The sequence below is a fragment of the Clostridioides sp. ES-S-0054-01 genome, from assembly GCA_021561035.1.
Taxonomy (GTDB): domain Bacteria; phylum Bacillota; class Clostridia; order Peptostreptococcales; family Peptostreptococcaceae; genus Clostridioides.
In genome coordinates this window covers 2297800-2320983 of the sequence record CP067346.1, presented here as the reverse complement: position 1 = coordinate 2320983, position 23184 = coordinate 2297800, and the positions used below count along the sequence as shown (strand labels likewise).

Genomic DNA, 23184 nt, shown 5'->3' with positions numbered 1-23184 from the left:
ATGGCTAGTATTGGAGATTCCCTTCCTCAACCAGAGGAAGGCTGGAAGAGGTACAATGATGATTTTATAAATATATTCTACTCTGAATTGTATAAAAGAGTTCCTATAAGTTCATGTTATGGTGGAATGGGTACATATGTTAAAAATGTTCCTTATGATGAAACAGATATTAATTTTAGTTTTATTGGTTCAAAAGTAAGAATAATGTGTGACGTATGTAGCGATAGGTCTGATTTAATTGATATTAATCTTGATGGTAAAGTTGAACAATTTAGCACAAGAACTGGTAACGCTATGAATTTTTCTAAAATAGTATATGAAAAATTAGACCTAGATAATAAACTACATAATATTAAAATATCAATAAATAAAAATAGTGTTGTTGTTTATTTATTCTTTGACTGTATAGATATAGATGAAAGTGGACATATATTGTCACCAATAGAATATAAATTGACACAACGAACATCAATAGAAGATATGGAGATAGGAGATATAATATCTTGTAGATATACTGCTTCTATTGCTGGGGAAGTAGGAAGTTTTTCAGAGTTAGGAATTTGTAACTGTGAGGAAATCCCTAGGGATGTATCAAGTGCAACTCCAGATGGAAAATTCTTTTTTATTAAAGTAGATGATAATAAGTTAATAGCAGATAGAAACATACAAAACAATATATCTTGGAATCAGACTAATGGTAATTTAGATTTTTTATGGAAGGAAAAGGTATTTCCTTTAAGCACATGTGAAAGTGACGAAACAGAAGAATATATTTTAAAAGCAAGTAGTGTGTTTGCAGAATGTTATCCTTTTTATGCATTTGATGATTATATTAATAGTATGTGGCATAGTAATCCTGGATATCCTCAAACAGTACAGGTTACATTCAAAAAGAAACATCAAATTATAAATTTTTATAAAATAACAATAAGAAATAATTATATGATACAAGCTCCTGCAAAATGGACAATTGAAGGTAGTAATGATGAAACAATATGGAATATTTTACACAATGGGTCAATCAATGCATCTCCTAGCCCAGGACAGGTTTTTTATTTCAATTTTAATAATGAAACTGAATATAAACATTATAGAATCAAAATAACAGATTCTTATTCTACAACAAGTCATGTTGCTATAGCAGAAATAGAATATTTTTATATAAAAAAAGATGGAAAGATATGTTTGCCAGATGGTGGAGTAGCCTACAATGATGATATAACTGTATCTTTTTCAAAGAAAGCTTTAATATCAAAAGATAAAAACTCATTTTCAAGTTCAACGAATAAGAACCAAGGTGGTTGGCCAACCGTTAATGATTGGGATACATATATATGGAAAAGTAATTTGAATGGAAAGGTAGAGTCTGGTGACAATAACATATGGAATTATAAATATGTTGCATCTTTAACCAATAACATTGCGATTTTATCAGTTGTAGATGTAACTGGAACAAGACCAGATGGAACCTCAGTTGCTGTTAGAGGATATAATGATAAATACGTAAATGATAGTAGTCCTAAAAGGTTTGGCATAATAAATAATGCCTATACGGCTTCTAATGTGGGATTTAGACCAATGTTAGTTATAGGTGGTGATATATAATGGCTATTATAGGCGAAAGATTACCAGAACCAGAAGTAGGCTGGAAAAGATATGATGAATCAAATATACGAGCTATAATAAAGGGTTCTTTTTGGGGAAAAGAAGTTCATAATGCTTTTTATGGAGGCTCCAGTATTTGGCTTAAAAGTGTTGACAGTAGCTACAAATTTAAATTTTATGGAAATAAATTTAGACTTATATCAGATAGAAATACAAATAGACCTAAAGATAATACTAAATTAATAATAGATGGAGTTGAACACATTTGTAATACATATGGACAAACAAGTGGTCAAATACTTCTCATTGATGTAGTTAATTTAGACAATTCTATACATGATGTTATAATATCTCCAGTTAAAGAGGGTCTTGCAACTATTGACTGTATAGACATAAATAAAGATGGATATATTATTGATTTACCTTTAGAAAAAAATAGAATTATTAATAAAATAAAAGTTGGAGAATACATTCCATGTAATTACACTTACAATAATGGTTTCACAGATTTTTATAGTGGGACAGATATGAATTTTATTTGCGTAAATCATACAGATATAGAATCGTTTTTGATATCTGATAAAGTTTTTCCTAATTTATCTTTTGATGAAATAAATCAAAAAGGATTTATATATGGTAATGAATTAGATAATCAGCCTTACAAAAATGATGTATTAATCGTACGTTCGTTAACTGGAGGTGTTAATAATAATGGACTATCTGAATATGATAAATATATTGTAAGTTCAGATTTAAATGGTCTAATAACACCAGGAGATAAAACTATCTGGAATTGGGATATTTGTAGTATCACAAGTTCTATATCAGCATCTGATAATTATAAAATAATAACTAGAGGCTATTCTAGTGTTACAAACTATTCAACGAATAATACTTTCAACAATAAAGGTCCTACTTTTGGTTTCAGACCAGTACTTATTATTAAACATCTATATGCTTCTCCATCATTTGAAATAAATCAATTTGGAAAATTTGGTAATTGTTTTAATATAACAAATATAAATTTAGATATTTCAATAAAAATACCTAAAGTCATAGTTAAAATAACGAATATAAATAATTTACATACTTTAATTTCTACTGAATTAATAGATGTTGTAAATGGTTCTTTAAGTGTAGAGTACGTGTTTGATAAGAATGATTTTATATTAAATAAGACAAATGTACTAGAGGTTACTTTAACTGATGAAAACAACATTTACACATCTATAAAAATAAGTTCATTTCCTATTGAAGATAAGTTATTTATTTTTAATAATTCGATAACATCTACTATAATTGAAAATAAATATAATAAAGGCAGAATGATTGTCTCTGCTAATATTAAAAATAATTATATTATATTACACTTAAATAATAATAATTACATTGAGATAAATCTTGAAGAGTATGTCAGCTTAAATCAAAATACTAAGTTAAAATTTTTATTAGATAAAGATTCTGATTTAACGTCTTATGGATTGGCATTTATATAAGAAGTTATCAACATCAAAATGAATGAAATTTTAAATGAGAAAATAATTATTATGGATAATAAATAAAATTTAAACTAAAATGTACAAAATAAATATAAGTAACAGTATATTAAATAATGTCAAGATACATAGTGTATTTAACTAATCTTAAAGAATCATAACAAATAAAGATGATTAAAGGAAAGAAATAACCATGGACACATCAAAAAAGCTATTTAATGAACAAGAATTTTATGGTAAAAATATTTATCTATTAGGAACTTCAGAATTTGGACCAGTAAACACTCCAATAAAAATAAACTCAATTTCTCACATGAATTCAAATTTTGGCAAAAAAGGTTCTTTAGTTGAAGCGTATAAAATTATAAAAGAATCTAAATTAGACTGTAAAGTTTATCTATGTAAAGTTACAGGAGCACATGCAGAAATTTATTTAGATGTAAAATGTGCTAATGGTGAAGTAGTAAAAAATTGCATACATATTAAATCAAAGCATGCAAATGAAATATATAATGATATAGAAATAATAGTAAATCAAGATGGCTTACAGGTAATCTATCCAAAAAGTTTGGGAGATTATATACTAAAATATCCATATGAAAATTATCCTACCTTGTATGATTTATCAGAAGCTATAAATAAAGATTCTCAAAAACTAAAAGGTATGATAATTTGTAGTGTTTATTGCGATTCTTATATGAAAACAAAGGAATCTATAAGTGAAGTAAATCAAGGTATGCATAAACTTAGTGGAGGATATAGTGGATTAGACCTTGATAAAAACATAATGTACAATAACTTAGACAGTACATACACTGTTTTGGAAGGACTTGATATAGATATTATTATGCCTTTAGGAGTGTATTATGATGATACATTTACAGATGACAGAGAAAAAATAGATAAATATTATGACCTAACTAGGGAATATCTAACCATTAAGAATGGAGAAAGATACTTAACTTTTTATGAACAATTACTGAATTTCTGTAGGATTCAAATGAAAACAGGTATTATAACTCATGGTGTCATTGGACTTAATTTAACTAATGAGATTTGGATAGATGAGAAAGAGTATATTAGTGTACTGGAATGTTTCAAAAAAGTGAATGAAGTATCAAAATTTAATAAAAATTATGAACAATTGGTAAGTGTAGTGGTTGGGGATGTATATACCACATATGGTACTAATATTGTAAATTCAAGTATTGTATATGCTCCTCTTATAGCAAGTTTAGATATCATAGAAACTACCACAAATAAGGAAATTCCAGAATCATTTTCACTATTTAATACGTTTGATATTTCAACAATAAAAAAAATGACTGAGCTTGGATATGTATCGTTTAGATTTAGTCAGCTAATCAGAAGAGTAGTCGTATCAAATGGAATCACAATGAGTAAACATACTGAATATAAGTATTTATGTAATGTAAGAATGATTCAGTTGACTATGTGCTATATAAAAAAAATGCTATATTCTCATATAGGTGAAAATATAGATGCTTTGTTATCATCTGGATATTTGAAAGAAAACTTAATACAATTGTTAGATGAATTAAGAGATAAAGAAATTATAAGTGAATATATAATAAATGAATTGTCTAAACATAAGTCCGGAGAATTATTTTTAGATTTGAGTTTAAAGACTATATATATGTTAGAGTATGTTAGAACCTATAGTGGATTGAGTATAGGTAGGTGAAAAAATGGATACAGAATTTATGGAAAATAATAAAAATAGACTTATAAATGAAGAACACATTGACAACTTTGAAAAAATAGAAAGAATGTTAGAATATATTTTGAAAATAGAATTAGAGGATGATTGGGGAGTAATTTCTTTTGATACAATAAAAAAAGATGAAACAGATAAAATTGTACTGCCACAGATAAATTATAGTGTAAAATTAAGAGAAATATCTAAAGGAAAAAGTCATAAACCAATATTAACTGATGTAATTGATGAATTAGATGAAAATCAAGAAAAAACAGGTAAGGTAATTAAAGTATATAGACAAAGTTTTGATTGTATACTAGAATTTAGATTTCTAGCTAAAACACAAAGAGAATGTAGAAGACTTATGGAGGATTTTGAGGATATAATAGTGTCTTATACAGGATTTCTCAAGAAAAAAGGTCTTGGTGAGATTTTCTTTTTAAAAGAGATAGCAACTAAAGATAGTATAGGTTTTGATAAAAATGTTTCAGTCAAAATATCTGAATATTTTATACGATTAGAGAAAGTAAAGACTTTGAATGTGAATAAATTAAAAAATATAGAAATGAAATTTTCTGTAAAGGATAGAATTTAACCAGGAATAACGTAAATTTTACTTGGTATAAAATCTATAACATCTACAAGATTTAAAGGGGGAAAACCTTTATGGCAAACTTAGGAAATATGTATCCTAATCTTCCAGGAATGTTAGTTGAATTTAAGGATGGTGGTTCTGCACTTAGATTTGGCTCAGATGAATACAATACTGATAGTATGCTGTTACTTGGTACAGCAGTTGATGGACCAGTAATGGAGCCAGTAGCTATAGATGATTCTTCTATAGAATTGCTCTTTGGTTCAGATATTAATTTAAATGGAATCCCAAATGGTTCAACGTTAGTTCACGCATATAAGCAAGCTAGAGATGCTGGATGTCAAGATATAAGGGTGATGAGGGTATCTGGTACATGTGCAACATCAAGTATAAGTGCACCATCACAAGTTATTGAAAAAAATAAGAAAATAGATGAGGATTTATCCATTGTTCATGGATGTGAGAAAACTGATATAAAACTAAGTGGAAAAGGGATTGTTGCAAGTTCTATTAGAGTGTATGTAAAAGGAACAGAACTATTATCTGGATTTGCATATAATGAATCTATTAAGAGTATATCAATAGAAAAAAATGCTTGTGATGCAGGGGTACCTATTTCAGTAGCTTATAGCTATAGATACTGGGTTGAACAGAAACCAGAATACTTAACTTTGAATAAAGATAAAAAGATTTTTTTATCTAATATCCCAAATGGAGCTGCTATAGTGGCTACTTATGATGGTAAACCTATAAATGATGATATGGAAATGAATGATAATGTCATAACAATACCATCTTTAGAGGAGGGAGAAAAGGTAGCTGTAGGTTATAGAATAGAAGTTGTTGGAGAAGAAATAGAAACTCAAACAGACGGAAATGCTTTTATGACTGCTACATCAAGTCAAAAACTACTTTTAAGTAATACTCCAGTAGATGGAACACTTATATTGTATGTTGGTGGAAGTAAGGTATTGGATTTGAATTCTTTTTCAGTAGATAAGAAATCAAAGACTATAACTCTTAAAAAAGAATGTTTTCAAATGGGACAAGTAGTATCAGTAAGCTATTATATGCCAGTTAAAGAGAATATAGAAAGAAAAATAAGATTAAAGTCTAGGTTTGCTGGCGATATATATAATTTAGGTCAAGTGAAAGTAGAAGATTTGAGAGACACTTTTGGCAATTATATAGGAAAATATGTGAAAATCATTAAGCCAGAGTCTAAAATGAGTATTGGAGAAGAACCTTTGATATTATCAACTCTCGACTGCTTAACTTTTGGAGAGTTAGTAGATGCAATAAATAATTTACAAACAACATATTTTGCAGAAACGGATACACCAGAAGTACTTACAAAAGACCTGATAAAATCAGCTACGTATTTTATAGGTGGTTCTAATGGTTTAGGTATGAGTAAGGAAGATATGTTTAAGGCATTGTCAGGAGAAAGAGATAGAAATGGATACATAGTAAAACAAGGTGCTTATCAGTTGCTTGAAAATTATAATGTAGATTGGATAGTACCTTTAGGTATTTATGCTGATGATAAATTATTTGACAGACATCAAGACTTTGCATATGAACTTGCTTTATTTTGTGCAGTGTTATCTTATAGAAATAAATCTACATATGGCGTAATATCAATGAATCCATTAAAAGACACATCTTTGTCAGGTGTTCAATCACACTCTAAATATTTAACACAATATAATAATGAGTTTTTAATGAAGGATGATAAAGGCTCTATAATTACTGATGGACAAGGAAACTGTATAGACCTTGGAAAATTTATATCAGTAGTTGCAGGGCCTACACCTATAGTTGAACATAAGGTGAGCTCACTTAGAGAAGGAAATCCAGCAGTACTTTATGCTGCTCTAAATACAAGTATTTTGACACACTCATCTCCAACAAATAAGGTATTAAGTGGTGTAAAATCATTAAAGTACTCTTTTTCAAATGCACAATTAAATGATATAACAGGAAACAAATTTGTTTCATTCAATTCTAAAAAGTTAAATGGTAGAACTTGTTTAAATAAAGTTTTTGTAGTAGATGCTCCAACATCTGCAAAGAAAGATAGTGTATATTCAAAATTATCTACATTAAAGGTTATGAGAGCAGTAACTGATAATATAAGAGAAGTGGCAGACCCATTTATAGGGGAAGCAAATACAATAGAACAAAGAAATGCATTAAGTGCAACAATTGCAAAGAGATTAGATACACTACTATTACAAGGGGCTATATTAGATTACAGTTTTAATCTAATAGCAACACAACAAGATTTAATATTAGGACAGGCTAAGTTAGAAGTTGGCATAGTAGCACCACAAGAACTTAGAAAAATAACCACTATAGTAGGGTTAAAAAAATAAAAATGGAGGAGAACATCCATTTAGATTTAATAGTTAGGAGATACTGTTATGGCAAGTACGAATATAAACACACTAACATCATTTTCTGGAGCTGATTTAGTTGTAAGCTTTGCAAATCAAGTTATTGGGGAATTACAAAAAATATCATGGGGTATAGAACGTGAAAAAAAACCAGTATACACATTAGGAAGTCCCGATGCACGAAGCTTTTCAAGGGGGAAAAGAGAGATTAAAGGGTCATTAGTATTTGCTATGTTCGACCAAGATTCTCTAATTAAATCTATGAAAAGCATTTTAAAATCATCAGAGTCTACAATATTTACAACGTCAGGGAATTTAGCTATAACTGAAGAGGAAAACTTTATAAATGCAGTAGAAATGTTGAAGTGGAATGTGACGGCACAAGATGCTATAAATTTAAGTAGGAATATGGATAGTAAGTCTAAGTATAATGAAAATAATTCTAAAGTAAGTGATGAAGACTTTAAAATACCTAATGGATTTAGTCCAATAAGAGATAGTAGAATAGTTTATTTAGATTCTTTGCCACCATTTGATATAACAATGACTTTTGGAAATGAACAAGGTCAATGTGCATTTCAAAAAATATATGATGTTGATATAATAGACGAATCTAGTGAGGTGTCTATTGATACAATCGTTTTAGAGAAAAAGTTAAATTATAGAGCTAGAAAAATATCACCACTTATACAAGGTGTATATTCAAAAGAAGAAAAGTTAAAATAAGTGATAAAGTCAAATATGTAAATAGATAAAAGAGGAAAATTAAAAGGTCTCATGTAGTTAAATGCTTGCAAGTATATTTTGCTTATTCAAAAACTACATGGGGTTTTTCCAAATATAAATAAAAAGAGAGGTAGAGTAAAATGGATTTAGACAATACTTTTTACAAGGCATTTTCAAGTACAGATTCTCTTGCATTTGTTTTATTTCCAGAATCTAAACCAATTCTTTTAGGTAGTTTGACAAGTATATCATACTCAATTCAAAGAAATAAAAAGCCAGTAGCATCAATAGGAAGTACACAGGTATCTGGATATACTCGAGGACCTAAGATGATTTCTGGAAAAATGGAATTTGTTTTAATAAATCAGAATCTAATAAGTGAATTGACAAGTAAGGTTTCAGTTTTATCTAATAAAAAGAAGATTAGCTCAGATGAATTGCCCTTATTTGATGTAATGATAGTATCCTTAAATGAATATAAATACGTCACACAGATGATGATATATGGCATAGATATTACTAATGATAGCCAAATTATTTCTATTAATGATGTTTTTATAAAAAATAAAATTTACTTTGTAGCAACAGATTTGAATGATTTTGCAGGTTTACCAAGTAATAAAACAGTACAAAATACTGTAAGTAATTCAAATATATTCTCAAATTCAATATTTTCTTATGATTTTACTATTGAAGGATATGAACACTCTAAAAAAAGTAATTTGAAAGGCGTTAGTTATGACAAATTTAAACTTTAATAGTGCAAATAAAAAAGAAACTAAAAAGAGAGATTATAGTACATATAAAGAAGAATTTTATGGTAGCTCTGATGTATTGATTTATATAAATGGAAAACATAATAAACAAATAGCTGCAATAAAATTTTATGTAAAAGAACAAAGTAAACCTATTTATGGATATACATCTAATACATTTGATGATATAGCTGTGGGAAATAGGATAGTATCAGGTTATATAAAAGTTCCTGTAAGCAATGCTTTAAAAAATACATCTAATTCCTTAGAACAAGATATAAATACTTGTGATAAGTCTATTTTAAATAAAGAAGAAAAAATATCTATACCAGATTGGATATATGGATATGATTTAAGAGGTCTAAATGATAAATATATATGTAGAGAAGATAACAATATCTTATATAAAAATCAATGTAATATAGATGATAATGATGTTTCATTTCTTTATGATAAGTCTCTATTTTATGTTGATTTTGGAAGTAAATATGACATTAGAGTACATTCTGTACAAACAGCTTTGGTATATATGGGGTATATGTATGAAGAACGAAGCTTTAGTGAATTAAAATACGGTTATTATTGTGTGTGTACATTTGATATGGTTAAAGCTTTTCAAAAAGAAAATAAGATTATACCGACAGGAAGGTTATGTGAAAAAACTTGGAATTTAATATTTAAAAAATTATATTCTAATTATAATATTATCATTTTGAAGAATAATGAAAAAGAAATCTGCATTAAAGATAAACAAGAAGAAAATCAGTATAAATCAGGTTGTAATTTAAAAGCTATAAATTCTTTTATTTGTGATGAACTAGAATGCGATTATAACTTAATAGATAGTTTAATATATGATTGTAATTATGCAGAAGATAGTCAGAAATCAGACTTAGAAAATTCAGACTACCAACTTTCTTTTAATCCTAATAATATAAATACACTTAGGAAAAGTAATTTTTCTATAAGTCTTATATATGGAGAAAAAAAAGAAAAATATCGAAAAATTATTGGAGTAACGCCTATATCAGTAAGCCAAGAAATAGATACAACAGGAAATCCTGTGTATGATATATATGAATTCATAGCAAAAGATGTAATTGAAATTAACAGCTAAATAAGGTCTGGAGGGGATTAAATGAATTATGATGAAAAAGAAATAGAATTATTGGCAAAACAAGCTAAGTTGGACTTAGAATCTCAATATGGAAAAAATATAGATGAAATTGATTTATACGCAGATGTTTTTAGTGATGAGAGTAAAAGTGAAGAACTGAAAAATTTAGGATTAGAAGATATTCCTTTATTTGAAAATGGTCCAGGAACAATTCAAGTACAAGCATGGAAAAAGAAATGGTCTGGTTATGATATATATATGATTGATATTTTAAAAAAGAGATTTATATTTAGAACTATTAACAGATTTGAATATAAGCAATTATTATCTCTTCAAAATATTGACACTTTACAACGTGAAGAAATTATATGCAAAACTGTGACATTATGGCCAGAAGAGTATGATTGGAAAGATACTACTAATGCAGGTTTACCAACTTCATATTCTGAAGTAATTATGGAAAAATCAGGCTTTACAAAAGATTTTATAATAGAGGTAATATAGTATGCTTTTAATAGAAGATATTATGAATATAAAAGAAAAAACTGGTTATAAAAAATTAATTCATATTAAATTTGGTACACATGAATATATATTTAAATTAATTAATCTTAATACATATATAAAAGCTAACCTTGTTTTTGATACATATGAAGAATTTAATGATTTTATATGTCAATCTGCATTAATATATCCTAAAGAATTCGTTTTTTCAAAAAGTCCAATAGCAGGATTAACAGATGAAATTTCTAAAAGAATAATTCATGAATCTCACATTTTAGATGAAAGTTCAATAATAGATTATTTTGAGGAAAGTAGAAGCAAACTTAATACTTTTTTAGAACAGAGTAAATTATTTGTAAAAGCAGCATTTCCAGAGATTTCTCTTAAAGAAATACGAGATTGGGATTATGAGAAGCTTATGGAAATGACAGCTAAGTCTGAATATATTCTTAAACTGAGAGGTGTAGATGTAAATCTTGAATATGACAAAGATTATCTAAATAATAAATCTAATAAAGAATATATTAATAGTAACAATAATATAAAATCTAAAGATTATCATTTAGATTCCAATAACCTTACAAATACAAGATGGGATAGACCAGAAAAACTAAAAGTATTGGAGAATAAAAATATACAGAAGTTGAATATGGAAACTGAGCGTATAAGCTGGGATTTTATAAAAATAGGGAATAAAAATGATAAAGATAATGTTATCAATTCAAGGGATATAAATGATAAAAATAGAAATTCTACGAAAAATAAAGATGATATTATAAATAGTAATAATATAAGAAATTCTAAAATAAGCAATTTTCGTATTAATGAAAATTTGAAAGACTATAATAATAACATATCAAAAATTCATTTAGAAATAAGAAGTATTTTAAATAGAGCAGGATATAAAAATATTGACATAAATTATATTTTAGGTGGAAAAGATTCTAATATAGATTTGAATTTTTATGAAAATAGACTTGAAAAATTTAAAATGAAGATGCTAAAAATGATTGGAGATATTATAGATGAATAATGTACATAATATTGAAGAAAAATTTTATGAAGAATATAAAAATTTTTTATTAGGGAGAAGAATAAAAGCTAAGGCAACTTTTAATAATATTAAATCTAAAGTAAATGAAGAATATGATAACTTAGAAAGTAAAGATAACACAATAGAAGATGATATTTTGATAAATAACAATGAAGCATTAAACATGAAAATTTCTGCTCAATCTCCTTTAGATATTGATATAGATTATGGTGAAAAAATTATAAAAAATTTATTTAAAAATATAAAAAATTTAAATATAAGAACTACAATACAAGATGATAGAAAAGATATAACAAATGAGGAAATTGAAAATGTAATATCTAAGATAATTTTGTAAATTTATAAAAGTACTTATGAACTAAAGAGGGTGAATTTATGAATAATGAGTCTAATAAGAGTTCAAATCAATCATATTATGGGGCTGTTGCTCAGGAAATAACTGATAGGGATAGTCAAGAAATAGTCAATATACTATATAGAGAATCAACACTTAGAAACTTAGATGGTAAGTATAAACCTTTAAGCTATTACGAATATATTCAATATGAACATAGGCTTAAATATAAAGATAATATTGACAATATTTTTAGAATAGGAGATTGTTGTTTTGAAATACCTCCAGAGTATATAAGTATAACTTCTATTAATGATAGTGAGAGTTTAGATGAGGATAGATTGTCAAATATAGGGCAATCTAAAAAACAGAATATAAGAAAAGAAATATTTGTAGACTTAATGATAAATGGTATAAATCAAGTTAATGGGTATCAAGTTGAATCACCATTTGACTTCAAATATTATGTAGATGGATTAAGAAATTTAATTTGTCAGTTTAAATACACTCCATTTGTTCCAATTGAGTGTAAAGTTGTAAATGATGCAAATAATATAAACAATGTAGCTTTAAAAAGCATGTCCGTTGAAACTGTAGAAGGTTTTTCAGAGAGTCTAAGGGTTAAAATAATTATGGAAGAATTTAATGTTAAGCCTTATTTTAATAGAAATGATGTTTCATTGGATAATCATATAGATTGGGATTTGTACAGATTTTACACTCAAAAAAATCTTGAAAATTCTAACTTATCAAATCTTAAAAAGATAAAGTCGGTAAACTTCACTGGTAAATTTAAATTTAAAAAATTACACTTAAAAAATATCGATTTTAGTAAAATAAAGAGCAAAACTACTATAATGGATGAAATTTACTTTGATGAAATATTGAGTAATGAAGAAAATGTATATCTTACATATATCAATTTTAATTTAAATAACATATTTTCTAATATAAAACTGAATAATGGTGAAACACCAACAAAACAATACATGGGATTTAATAAAATTGACTTTATCTTTGAATTTAAAACTAGTGATGAGAGTATAATAAAAAAATTCAATAAATTAAATAGTAAAAATACAGATATTATAAAAGTAGAAAATGAACTTGTAAATCTGACTGGAACAGAGTACATGACTATAAAAGATGTTCAAATAGATACTGTTTTTGGATTTCCTGGACTGTATAATATAACCATTAAATGTAGAAGTTATGATATAGATAAAATCCAAAAGATGAAACCAATAGGGTTTAGACCATTCAATGAAATTAAGGAAACATATGAATATAATGAAATTCCTGAGGGGAGGCTAGGTACAGAAGAAGACTTTATAGATTATACATCTAAAGGTATAGATAATAAAACTATGCAAGATGTTTGTGCTAACAATAAACTTATGTATTTAGAAATGTATCCAAATCTCAGTTTACCAAAGTACGACGAAATAGACAATGCTATGCAAAAGATAAGAGATTTTAGATTTAAAAATGGAGTTAAACAAACGTCTCTCATAAAATATCCTAGAACAGATATTGTTATGTATGAAATAGGGGGAAATGAAAAATATAATGGTTTTGTTGAGCCAGATTTTTATATTATATACCCTGTTAAATTTGAATGTAATAAAATTAATACACAGCTAGAAACCATTAAACCTGACATAGTTGTAGAACCAGAATATAAATATGGATACGAACCACAAAGTATAAGTACATTAGGCAATGAATTTAAAGAAGAGCTACTTTGTAATGAGTACTTAATATTTAAAAATGAAAATTTTAATCAAATACATGGTAATGATATTGGAACATTTAATATTAAACGAGTAAAACCAAAACAATCTTTTAAAGAGCTTCCTGAAAATAATCCAAATACAGTTGTAGAAAATATGTTAATTGATGAATTTTTATATTCACAAAAAGGAACCCTCATTAAAGCATTTCCAAATTTTATATTTATGTTATGTGATGAGGCTACAGATTGTTTTGATGGTCAAAAAAGTTGGACAAATTACTACATATATAAATCTGTTATGGAGATAAAAGTATCACAAGATGTTGATTCTCCTATATCAAGTGCAAAAATAGTTATTTCTAATAGTAATAATGAAAAAAATTTAGATGATAATAGTGTTTGTACAAAAAATGATACTCTAAATATATTCAATAAAAATCAGTTTGTAACAGCAGAATTTTTAAAAGGATATAAAGAAGAGTCAAAATATGAAATTAATTTAAAAATAGTAGAAAACAGAAATAAATTAGATAGTCAAGAAGTTTTAAAAGAAGGAACTAGAGTACATATTCGCATGGGGTATGGTTCAAATCCTTCAAAATATCCAATTGTGTTTAATGGAACTATAGTTGAAATAAATATTTTAAAAGACACTATTTTAATAGAGGCAAAGTCAGATGGATTAGAGCTTACAGATAAATATCTCGATGAAAAAATGAATTTTCTAGGTGACAATATAGATTTAAAGAAAGATGCAAGTAATATAATATTAGATTTAATTAGTAAGAGAAACTTTAAAACAAAATATCAAAATATTGAATACAATGAAAAAAATTTTAAGAGTAGGTATGGTGTAGAGCATTTTGGTATGTATGATTTTAATTCTATAGAAACTTATGGAGCAATTCAAAGTGACATATCTAAAAATATATATCTAAGTAATTATAAAGGAATATATCTCGGTGATATTCAGAGTATTGATTATATAAGTGAATCAATTTATGAGTTTTTACCAATAGGTAAAAAGATATGGGATATATGTAAAATGAGTGAAAAATCTATGCCTGAGTTTGTGGTATATCCAAGACCATTCTTGTTTGAACATAGATTGTTTTTTGGCTTGCCTGTTTGGATGTATAAATTTAATACAAATAAGATAAAAAGTGATGTATATGAGTATTCTAAAGCTTTTTCACAAATGCATATAGTAGATTTTTATGACTCAATTATAAATAATAATATAATTATAGATAATAACAATTTGTTAACAAATGCAAGAGGCGTTTATAATGTATTAGGAAATCTAGAATCCACACCTTTTATAATAAGTGATTGTAATATAAAATGGTCAAATCAGAAGCTCAAAGTATTAGATAATTCAAGGATACAAAATTTTAATATATTTTCTAATTTAGAGGATGAAAATTTAAAATACAGAGAATTATATGCAAACAACAGACATATGTCCATAAGAAACTGTATATCAGAAATTCAAAACTCGTGGAAAGAAGCTTATGATGGAGATTTGATTATTACAGGAAAACCACAAGTAAATGTATATGATTTAATAGCAATTAATGATTTACTTGGAGAAGTATCAGGTGTATGTTTAGCAAAGAGAGTAACACATTCTTTAAATATGAAAACTGAATTTACAACATCAGTTACACCAGGTTTATTGACTGCAAATTCATTAAAATATAGTGGTATGAGTAATGTACTAAAATCATGTAATAAAATATTGTTTTCTATATCAAACATATTAAATAATGAAAGGTTAGTAAATTCAGATAATACAACTAATATTTCTAAACTAACAAGATTAGATAATTATGAGACACTAAACAATATGCTTACTGCACAATATGAAATGTTTAATTATAAAAACTCTATAATCATATATCCATTATATAAAAATTCATATATGAAGCTTAATCTAAAATAGGAGGGAATCATATGAAGCTTAAAGATAAATTAATAGATAACATAGTAGATCCATATTCAAAAACAATATTTACAACTTCTATAGGTAAAGTAATAGATTTTAATATATGTAAAAATACAGCAGATATATATGTAGAGAACTTAAAAGGGAATAGTGCAACCTTTTCCAATGTACCTATTCAAAATATAGGGGAAGGAGTTCAACTATCACCATTAGAAAAAGGTGATAAAGTCTATATACAATTTAATAATGATTCTGTGTTTCAACCTAAGATAACAGGAATGGTGGATGAATCATATAAATGTCTATCAAAAAAAAGACGAAATCACATTAGAAAAGGATGCCTTTTATCAAATATAAAGAGAGACTCAAGAAAAATAACTAAGAAAATGAGCGAGACCTGGCTAGATTACAACAATAAAGATAAATTAAAATATAAAGATTTTATGGATAAAAATCCTATTGATAGTGTTGTAGAAAAAATAGAAAAAAAAGGATTTTTTGGAGGTAAAGAAGTTGGTGTATATCATCCTAAAAAATCTTCTATTGTAAAATTGAGAGATGATAGCAGTATAGATATATTTACAGCAACTAATGTTGGGCTAAGGATAAATGCTGAAAATAAAACTATAGAAATTTTTGGAGATTTTTCTGCTAAATCGGAAAACTGGTCGGTAATATCAAATAATATAAATATATGTGCTGAGGATAAGATTATTTTATCTGGAAGTGAGATAGTTATTGATACAAAAAAGATAAAGATAAATGGAGTAGATAAAAATGTTTGATTTTTGTATAACAGATAGTGGAGAACTTATATATGATAATAATTCCAATAATTTGTTATACTTAAATTCAGATGATTTACTTAGACAAAAATGTATTTGTAGAATAAAATCTGTAACAAAAGATTGGTTTAATGTGGACTATATAGGTTCAGATATAGAAAAGTTTTTAGGGACATTAAATAATAAAAACACCTTAGATTTAATTATAGAATCTATTGAAAATGCCTTATTTTATGATGAGTTAGTTGAAAAAAATAGTTTGTTTTTTATACCTAAAATATACAGCGATAAGCTAGAATTATTAATTTTTATAAAAGAAAGAAGAAGTAACAATCCAATTGTTATTAACATGGAAATTGATGTAGTTAGTGGGGTGAAAATTAAGTATGATATTAATACACAATAAAAATTTTGAATCTCTGGTCAAGGAAACGGAAGTGGAACTAAATAAAATTGGATTTGACACAAGTCCTGGCTCTATAGCTAAACTTTTTTCTGATATAATAAATAAAAATATATCAGAATTTTATGATGTACTTACAATGAGCCATCTTCAAGCTTTTGTAACTACTGCTACAGGTAGATTTTTAAATGCTATAGGTATATTAGTTGGATGTAAAAGATTGTTTGAAGAATCGGATGAGGATTATAGAAAAAGAATTACTCATCAGACATTAACCTTGGCTAAGGCAAATGAAACTTCCATAAGATTAGCTGTTTTAAGCATAGAAGGTATAAAGGATGTAATATTAAAAAGATACTCTCATGGACCAGGTAGTATGACTATCATACCAATAACTGAAAATATAAATGATGAAGATTTACTTTTGAATGTAAGAGAAGCCTTATTGGATATAACATCATTTGGAGAAAAGGTCATAGTAAAGTTACCTAATTTTAAATATGTAAAGTTAAATATAGGTTTGGTATTTTCTCCCTATATAGATGAAATAGAGAAACAATCTATAAGAGTATCTGTAAGAGAAGAAATGATAAGCTATATAAATTCAATAAACATAGGAGAATCACTATTTATAAATGAATTGACTCAAAGAATCATGCAAGTTAGTGATTCTATACTAACGTATTCTTGTAACAGTATTAAGATAAACAATAAAAATTGTTTATTAATTAATCATGATTGCAGATGGGATGAGAAATTTATTGTTTCTCCAGATGAGGATTCTGTAGTAATTATATAGGTGACATAATGACTGAAAACGTATATTTGGAATTAATAAAGAGTGTTGTAGCAATTACAACTGCAATTATCACTGTAGTTGGAGCTTACTTAGGTAGAAAAAAATATAAGATAAAGAATAAAGAACAGTATAGAGCTACAAATAATAAATTAATGCTGTATTCACATCCCATATTTAAAAAAATAGAACTAAATAAAAATATTATAAAAATACATTTTACACTTGAAAATAAGGGAAAAGAGGCTGTTTTTAAAGAAATACTGATTAATCATATGAATATATTTAAGGTTCATGCTTTAAAATTATGTAAAAAGGTAGATTATGGAAAGATAGTAGATACAGATGAATTATATACAGAGAGTGTTTATACATTAAATAATATTATTGCTGATTTGAAAAGTTTTTATAAAGATAATAATTGCTATTCACAAGAAGAAGTAAACGTACTTGATATAGTAATGGATAAGTATAATCATTGGAATTCAGATAGGCAGCATGAAATAGTTGCTAGGATTCAAGAAATTTGTGTATCTGCCTTTTATCCAGATATATACACTAAGTCTATAACAGTATTTGACACATTTCTATTTGTAATGAATGATATTATGTTTGATGCAAATAAAACATTAAATAATTTAAATGGAGATTTAGTAGGGCTTAGGTTTAGAGGAGTGATTATCTAAATGAAAGAAAGTGATTTTGCAAGATATACAGAAAAAATAAGGTCAATGCTTCCTTTTTGGTTTGAAATGAAGAAAAAATCCAACAAATCTATTGGGATTGAGTTTTTAAATATATTTGGCATGGAGTTGGATGAAATAGAAGAAATGCTACTTTATGCTTCAAAGCAAATGTATATTGAGTCAGCAGATGAGGAATTTATTGATTTGGTATATAAAGTTTTATTACCAAGCAACTTTAACATAAATAATATTTCTATGGTGTATACAAATCAACTTATACTTGAAAGAAGTTGGGACCTGTATACTTTTTTTGGAATAAAGAAAAATGAAAAAAATTTAGAAAATAACATAAGACAGCCAGATTATTATTTTATTGATGAAAAGAAAAAAGTAATTTATGTTAGAGAGCCATATGATAAAGAAGGAGATTTACCTTTTGGGAAAATAAAAATAAAGTGTATTAATAAAGAATTTTTATTTGAGTTGAGTTTACATCATGTATGGAATTTTTTTGATGAATTTGGTTCTTTGGTAGGATGTTCTAGACTTAAAGGAGAAAAGAATCATGATTATAAGCTTAGAATTCTTGATGTTTTTAAAAATCCAGCTAGTTCGACAAAAAGAGGTCTTGCTAATGGAATTGCAAGAGAGCTTGGGATTAGAGAAGTAAAAGAATGGAAGGATATGAGTGAAGATTTTATTATATCTGAAAAGATGGTTTTGATAAATACTATATCAATAGACAACAATCTAATAGATTTAGATGATGTATATATCACTTCTAGAGGAGAAATTCTTTTAAAGGGAAATCCTGATAAAAAAAATAAATCAGTAGTTATTTCCTTTATAAAGAGTCTTGAAATGTATCAACTAGTAGATATAAACAATAAAAAATTAAATATAGAATTATATAATTCAGATGCAACCCCAACCAATCTATTAATTGATTATGTAACAAAAATAAAAGAGGATACTTCAACTTTCTGGAATGATTTTAGGTATGATGAAGATACCTGGGTAAAGGAAGACGAAGATTATAATAATAGTTTTTCATTTTTACCAACCTTTCTTGATGCCAGTATAAAAGGATTTTCAAAATATGGATATTATAAAAAGTAGATTGGAGGTGAAAAAATGGAAGAAGGTAAAAATATAATTATGCAAGAAAATGAAATGCTGAGTTATACTAATTTTAAATTGCCAGAAAGAGTAGAAATAGTTCCATATCTAAATACTAACATAGCAAGTAGAATGAAAGCATTTCAGTCTGGAATAGGAGATTATAATGATTGTAAGTTATATAAATCAGAAGATACTACATATAAAAAGACATTTAAACTATTAAATAAAATATACGGAATAAGAGCAAGTAACAAAGTGAAATACAACACTATAAAATTTTATTATAGATATAAGATGGAAGCAAAAACTAATTATATAACTTATGATTCTAAAGTAAGTATTAGAGTAAGTGCAAGAGAAGTATCTCCAATTAGGGAAAAAATTGAAGGAGAGCCATTTGGACCAACCTATACATCTGAACTAGCTTTAGACTATCTATTTGATGAGTATACTCAAGTGGCAGATATTTACTTATATAGTTTGATACCAGAGTTAAAAAATAAAGATTATTCAAAGAGATATAAATTTGATATAGAAATTTATGATATAAAAGGGCCAGTAAAAATATATTCATATACACATGGATATAGGGATTTTTTAGAAGATAATGAAACTGATGATAAGGTTGAATTTACTGAGTATGGTTATTTTGACCATAAGGTATGCATAAAAGCTATAGAGGTTACAAGGCAAAAAGAATATATTGAGATATTTCCCCCACTAGAATATGATTCACTTGTTGGAGCTATAAATGGAGATTTTCAGGTATCAGAAAATGGGAAAAAGGATATGGTAGATACAGCTCCAGCTTTTGAAGCTTCTACTGATGTTTATGATAGAAAATATTATTGTATCATAGAAAAATTTAGCCCGGAAGAAGCATGTGTTTTATATGAATTTGAAAATCAAGTAGACGAAGAGGATTATACTCTAATCAATGGAGATAAAATAAAATTTTATTCAGATTCTATAATTGCAGATTCGACTGAATACAAAGAGTTTTTGGGGCAAGTTGATAGAGGGGAATTCATAATTGATGATAATAGAAAACATACTTATGTATATGGTCTTACAGAATTTAGTTTAAATTCGAATGAGTATAAGAGGTTTGAGCTTGTAGTAGAAGCAAGTATAAGTGATGTGGTGATTTTAGATTACCCAAAGGTGCTTACTATAAGGTATGGGCATATTGATGATATTATAATTGTATCTTTAAGAACATTGCAAAATGCTTTAGCACGTTGGTGTCCAAGCATACATAATGGATATTACTATTATAATCAAGATGAGTATTATTTATATAATAAATGCAATATGAATGGTCAAGAGAAAATATTACAGGATAGCTTTAATAAGTCTAGGATATTAATAAAGATTACTTTGAGTGTATCAGAACCAACAGGAAAAATTGAAAAATATGATATTAGAAAAGTTAATAAAAAAGACTTATTACTTGATAGTTCAAAATTTTTCTATAAAGATAATATGCTGTGGGCAAAACCAATAAAATATTATAACGATTATTATTATGATTTTCTTGATGAATATATTTATGAAACAACACCTTTTTTATTTGACAAAAAACCTACATCCATTCAGGAAATATCATGGATACAAAAATCCAGTCTATTTAGTACTGTAGATGTATATTATGTAGGTCATAACGATATTTATGGAGAATGGATGCAACCTGTTAAATTGATTTATGGAGAACCCCTTCCTCAAAATTTAATACTATGCAAAGTATTTAAATTAAGATTTGTACTTAAACCATCCAAAATGCCTAAACTACAACATCGAGAACTAATTTATGAATGTGAATCTGATTGGAGAAATTTTATTGATTCTTTCCTGAGTTTTAATTTTTATTATAGAGAAGAAGTATTGATGCCATTATCAAATAATTCTATTTCAGTATCTATAACTAATATAATGGATTTAGGAGATACAGTAGAAAAAACAGAGAATTTAAAATATGTAATGCCATCAATGAAATTTGATGGAAGTGTAGAATTTTATATACAGGATGATAATGTACTTACTAATTTAGAGGGAAAACTAAATTCAGACAAATGGATTCAAGTAGAAAATAATACTAAGATTGAGGCTAAGAGATTTGTGAGGTTTAAAATTGTTTTAAAAGAGAGAGCAAAGCTATACAGTTTAAACCTAAAAGTTGGGAGATATGAGTATACAGGAATGAATTTAGAAATGTTTGTACCTGCAATAGGGGATATACGAGTTAAAGCCACTTATAATCCTACAGAATACTCCTCTAAATATGAAAATATAACATCATATAATCTACCATATGACACTCAATCACATACAATTATAAAAAATATTGAGGAATATGCAGAGGTAGTTGCAAAAGCAAATGATTTTAAAATAGAAAATATAAAAAGTATAAAATTTACCAAAGTAGATGTATATTCTGAAGAATATAATATTTTATATGATGGTGGAGATAAAATAACTAAAAAACCATTAAATGCACAATCATTATATTTATCTCAAAATGATTTTATATCAGAATTAGATCAAGATGGAATAATATTTAAGGTTCCCTATACTAAAACTATAAGAATGTCTCCTATACCACAACAATATTCACCTATTATTATCTATGAAATTGGAATAGAAGAACCATATACTCAAGTATTTTTTATAAGTAAAACAGGAGAATATTCACTTGAAAATGAAGAAAAATTTGAATCTCTTGGATTTAAAACTTTATACTTACAAAACATAGATATAGATGAGACAACAATATCTATTACAGTAAATGATGTATTAATGAAGGACTATACTATTAAAAATAATGTTATAGTTTTTGAAAAAGAAGTACCTAAGGGAAGTATAATAAATGTTAGATACAAAATTAAGAACTCTTTTATAGCTTTATATGACTATGAAAAAGATGAAGTTGAAATAAAGCTACATAAATTTGAAGAAAAATACCCAACTAAGGTGAAGGTCTATTTTGAAACTCATAAAACATCTTCACTAAAAGAATTAAAGCATATATCATTAAATCCAATCTACAACACCCTATACAATGGATATATATACATATCAGATTATACCTTAGAACCTTACTTTTTAAAAATATACTCAGAAACCAACTTTATATTTGCCAATGGAAAAGATGATATAAGCATCTTAATATCAGTAACAGATAAGTATAATAATCCAATTGAAGGTGCTTCTGTAAACGTAGAATCTGCTCTTGGTACAATAGAAAAAGTAAATGATAGAACTGATATTAATGGAATAATTGCATGTATTTATACGAGTTGGACAGGCGATTGTGTAGACGTTATAAAAGCAATTGCCAATGAAAATGCTAAAGATGAAATCAATATAGTGAATAGAAAAATATAGATAAGTTACAAAAGGGGAAT

General features: G+C 26.6%; 18 protein-coding genes. All 18 read left to right on the top strand.

What is annotated here, in order from left to right:
• The 18 genes from JJC02_10995 to JJC02_10910 all read left to right on the top strand — a co-directional run bounded on the left by JJC02_10995 (window position 1) and on the right by JJC02_10910 (window position 23164).
• The gene (locus JJC02_10995) at window positions 1–1605 is read left to right on the top strand and encodes a discoidin domain-containing protein (GenBank protein UDN53432.1); all 1605 of its coding nucleotides are present in this window, start codon (window positions 1–3) and stop codon (window positions 1603–1605) included.
• A complete protein-coding gene (locus JJC02_10990) occupies window positions 1605–3101 on the top strand; it encodes a hypothetical protein (GenBank protein UDN53431.1) in 1497 nt (498 codons plus the stop codon). The genes JJC02_10995 and JJC02_10990 overlap by 1 nt, the downstream gene beginning before the upstream one ends.
• A gap of 193 nt (window positions 3102–3294) precedes the next feature.
• Complete coding sequence (locus JJC02_10985) at window positions 3295–4806, top strand: hypothetical protein (protein ID UDN53430.1); 1512 nt, start codon at window positions 3295–3297, stop codon at window positions 4804–4806.
• Window positions 4807–4810: 4 nt separating this feature from the next.
• Entirely contained in the window at window positions 4811–5416 is a 606-nt protein-coding gene (locus JJC02_10980) for a hypothetical protein (protein UDN53429.1), read from the top strand.
• A 71-nt stretch (window positions 5417–5487) separates the two neighbouring features.
• The gene (locus JJC02_10975) at window positions 5488–7794 is read left to right on the top strand and encodes a phage tail protein (protein ID UDN53428.1); all 2307 of its coding nucleotides are present in this window, start codon (window positions 5488–5490) and stop codon (window positions 7792–7794) included.
• Window positions 7795–7842: 48 nt separating this feature from the next.
• The gene (locus JJC02_10970) at window positions 7843–8541 is read left to right on the top strand and encodes a hypothetical protein (GenBank protein ID UDN53427.1); all 699 of its coding nucleotides are present in this window, start codon (window positions 7843–7845) and stop codon (window positions 8539–8541) included.
• 140 nt (window positions 8542–8681) lie between these two features.
• Window positions 8682–9299, top strand: a complete 618-nt coding sequence (locus JJC02_10965) for a hypothetical protein (GenBank protein UDN53426.1) — start codon at window positions 8682–8684, stop codon at window positions 9297–9299.
• Window positions 9280–10413 carry a hypothetical protein gene (locus JJC02_10960; protein ID UDN53425.1) on the top strand — a complete coding sequence of 378 codons (1134 nt, stop codon included), beginning with the start codon at window positions 9280–9282 and terminating at the stop codon, window positions 10411–10413. Before JJC02_10965 ends, JJC02_10960 begins: the two co-directional genes overlap by 20 nt.
• Window positions 10414–10434: 21 nt before the next feature.
• Entirely contained in the window at window positions 10435–10917 is a 483-nt protein-coding gene (locus JJC02_10955) for a hypothetical protein (GenBank protein UDN53424.1), read from the top strand.
• A gap of 1 nt (window position 10918) precedes the next feature.
• Window positions 10919–11950 (top strand): hypothetical protein, encoded by a 1032-nt coding sequence (locus JJC02_10950; protein UDN53423.1) that lies wholly within the window; start codon window positions 10919–10921, stop codon window positions 11948–11950.
• Window positions 11943–12308, top strand: coding sequence for a hypothetical protein (locus JJC02_10945; GenBank protein ID UDN53422.1), 366 nt, complete (start codon window positions 11943–11945; stop codon window positions 12306–12308). The genes JJC02_10950 and JJC02_10945 overlap by 8 nt, the downstream gene beginning before the upstream one ends.
• Window positions 12309–12346: 38 nt before the next feature.
• Window positions 12347–15985, top strand: a complete 3639-nt coding sequence (locus JJC02_10940) for a hypothetical protein (protein ID UDN53421.1) — start codon at window positions 12347–12349, stop codon at window positions 15983–15985.
• Window positions 15986–15996: 11 nt separating this feature from the next.
• Window positions 15997–16773 carry a hypothetical protein gene (locus JJC02_10935; GenBank protein ID UDN53420.1) on the top strand — a complete coding sequence of 259 codons (777 nt, stop codon included), beginning with the start codon at window positions 15997–15999 and terminating at the stop codon, window positions 16771–16773.
• The gene (locus tag JJC02_10930; GenBank protein ID UDN53419.1) at window positions 16766–17179 is read left to right on the top strand and encodes a hypothetical protein; all 414 of its coding nucleotides are present in this window, start codon (window positions 16766–16768) and stop codon (window positions 17177–17179) included. Before JJC02_10935 ends, JJC02_10930 begins: the two co-directional genes overlap by 8 nt.
• Window positions 17160–17975, top strand: coding sequence for a baseplate J/gp47 family protein (locus tag JJC02_10925; protein ID UDN53418.1), 816 nt, complete (start codon window positions 17160–17162; stop codon window positions 17973–17975). The genes JJC02_10930 and JJC02_10925 overlap by 20 nt, the downstream gene beginning before the upstream one ends.
• Window positions 17976–17983: 8 nt before the next feature.
• On the top strand, window positions 17984–18658 hold the full coding sequence (locus JJC02_10920) for a hypothetical protein (protein UDN53417.1): 675 nt from the start codon (window positions 17984–17986) through the stop codon (window positions 18656–18658).
• On the top strand, window positions 18659–19777 hold the full coding sequence (locus JJC02_10915; protein UDN53416.1) for a Low copy number virion structural protein: 1119 nt from the start codon (window positions 18659–18661) through the stop codon (window positions 19775–19777).
• 15 nt (window positions 19778–19792) lie between these two features.
• Window positions 19793–23164, top strand: a complete 3372-nt coding sequence (locus tag JJC02_10910) for an Ig-like domain-containing protein (protein UDN53415.1) — start codon at window positions 19793–19795, stop codon at window positions 23162–23164.
• Window positions 23165–23184: the final 20 nt, after the last annotated feature.

Bases quoted from the DNA above. Each gene is read 5' to 3' on its own strand.
- JJC02_10995 (UDN53432.1), top strand. From the start codon at position 1: ATGGCTAGTATTGGAGATTCCCTTCCTCAACCAGAGGAAGGCTGGAAG.
- JJC02_10990 (UDN53431.1), top strand. From the start codon at position 1,605: ATGGCTATTATAGGCGAAAGATTACCAGAACCAGAAGTAGGCTGGAAA.
- JJC02_10985 (UDN53430.1), top strand. From the start codon at position 3,295: ATGGACACATCAAAAAAGCTATTTAATGAACAAGAATTTTATGGTAAA.
- JJC02_10980 (UDN53429.1), top strand. From the start codon at position 4,811: ATGGATACAGAATTTATGGAAAATAATAAAAATAGACTTATAAATGAA.
- JJC02_10975 (UDN53428.1), top strand. From the start codon at position 5,488: ATGGCAAACTTAGGAAATATGTATCCTAATCTTCCAGGAATGTTAGTT.
- JJC02_10970 (UDN53427.1), top strand. From the start codon at position 7,843: ATGGCAAGTACGAATATAAACACACTAACATCATTTTCTGGAGCTGAT.
- JJC02_10965 (UDN53426.1), top strand. From the start codon at position 8,682: ATGGATTTAGACAATACTTTTTACAAGGCATTTTCAAGTACAGATTCT.
- JJC02_10960 (UDN53425.1), top strand. From the start codon at position 9,280: ATGACAAATTTAAACTTTAATAGTGCAAATAAAAAAGAAACTAAAAAG.
- JJC02_10955 (UDN53424.1), top strand. From the start codon at position 10,435: ATGAATTATGATGAAAAAGAAATAGAATTATTGGCAAAACAAGCTAAG.
- JJC02_10950 (UDN53423.1), top strand. From the start codon at position 10,919: ATGCTTTTAATAGAAGATATTATGAATATAAAAGAAAAAACTGGTTAT.
- JJC02_10945 (UDN53422.1), top strand. From the start codon at position 11,943: ATGAATAATGTACATAATATTGAAGAAAAATTTTATGAAGAATATAAA.
- JJC02_10940 (UDN53421.1), top strand. From the start codon at position 12,347: ATGAATAATGAGTCTAATAAGAGTTCAAATCAATCATATTATGGGGCT.
- JJC02_10935 (UDN53420.1), top strand. From the start codon at position 15,997: ATGAAGCTTAAAGATAAATTAATAGATAACATAGTAGATCCATATTCA.
- JJC02_10930 (UDN53419.1), top strand. From the start codon at position 16,766: ATGTTTGATTTTTGTATAACAGATAGTGGAGAACTTATATATGATAAT.
- JJC02_10925 (UDN53418.1), top strand. From the start codon at position 17,160: ATGATATTAATACACAATAAAAATTTTGAATCTCTGGTCAAGGAAACG.
- JJC02_10920 (UDN53417.1), top strand. From the start codon at position 17,984: ATGACTGAAAACGTATATTTGGAATTAATAAAGAGTGTTGTAGCAATT.
- JJC02_10915 (UDN53416.1), top strand. From the start codon at position 18,659: ATGAAAGAAAGTGATTTTGCAAGATATACAGAAAAAATAAGGTCAATG.
- JJC02_10910 (UDN53415.1), top strand. From the start codon at position 19,793: ATGGAAGAAGGTAAAAATATAATTATGCAAGAAAATGAAATGCTGAGT.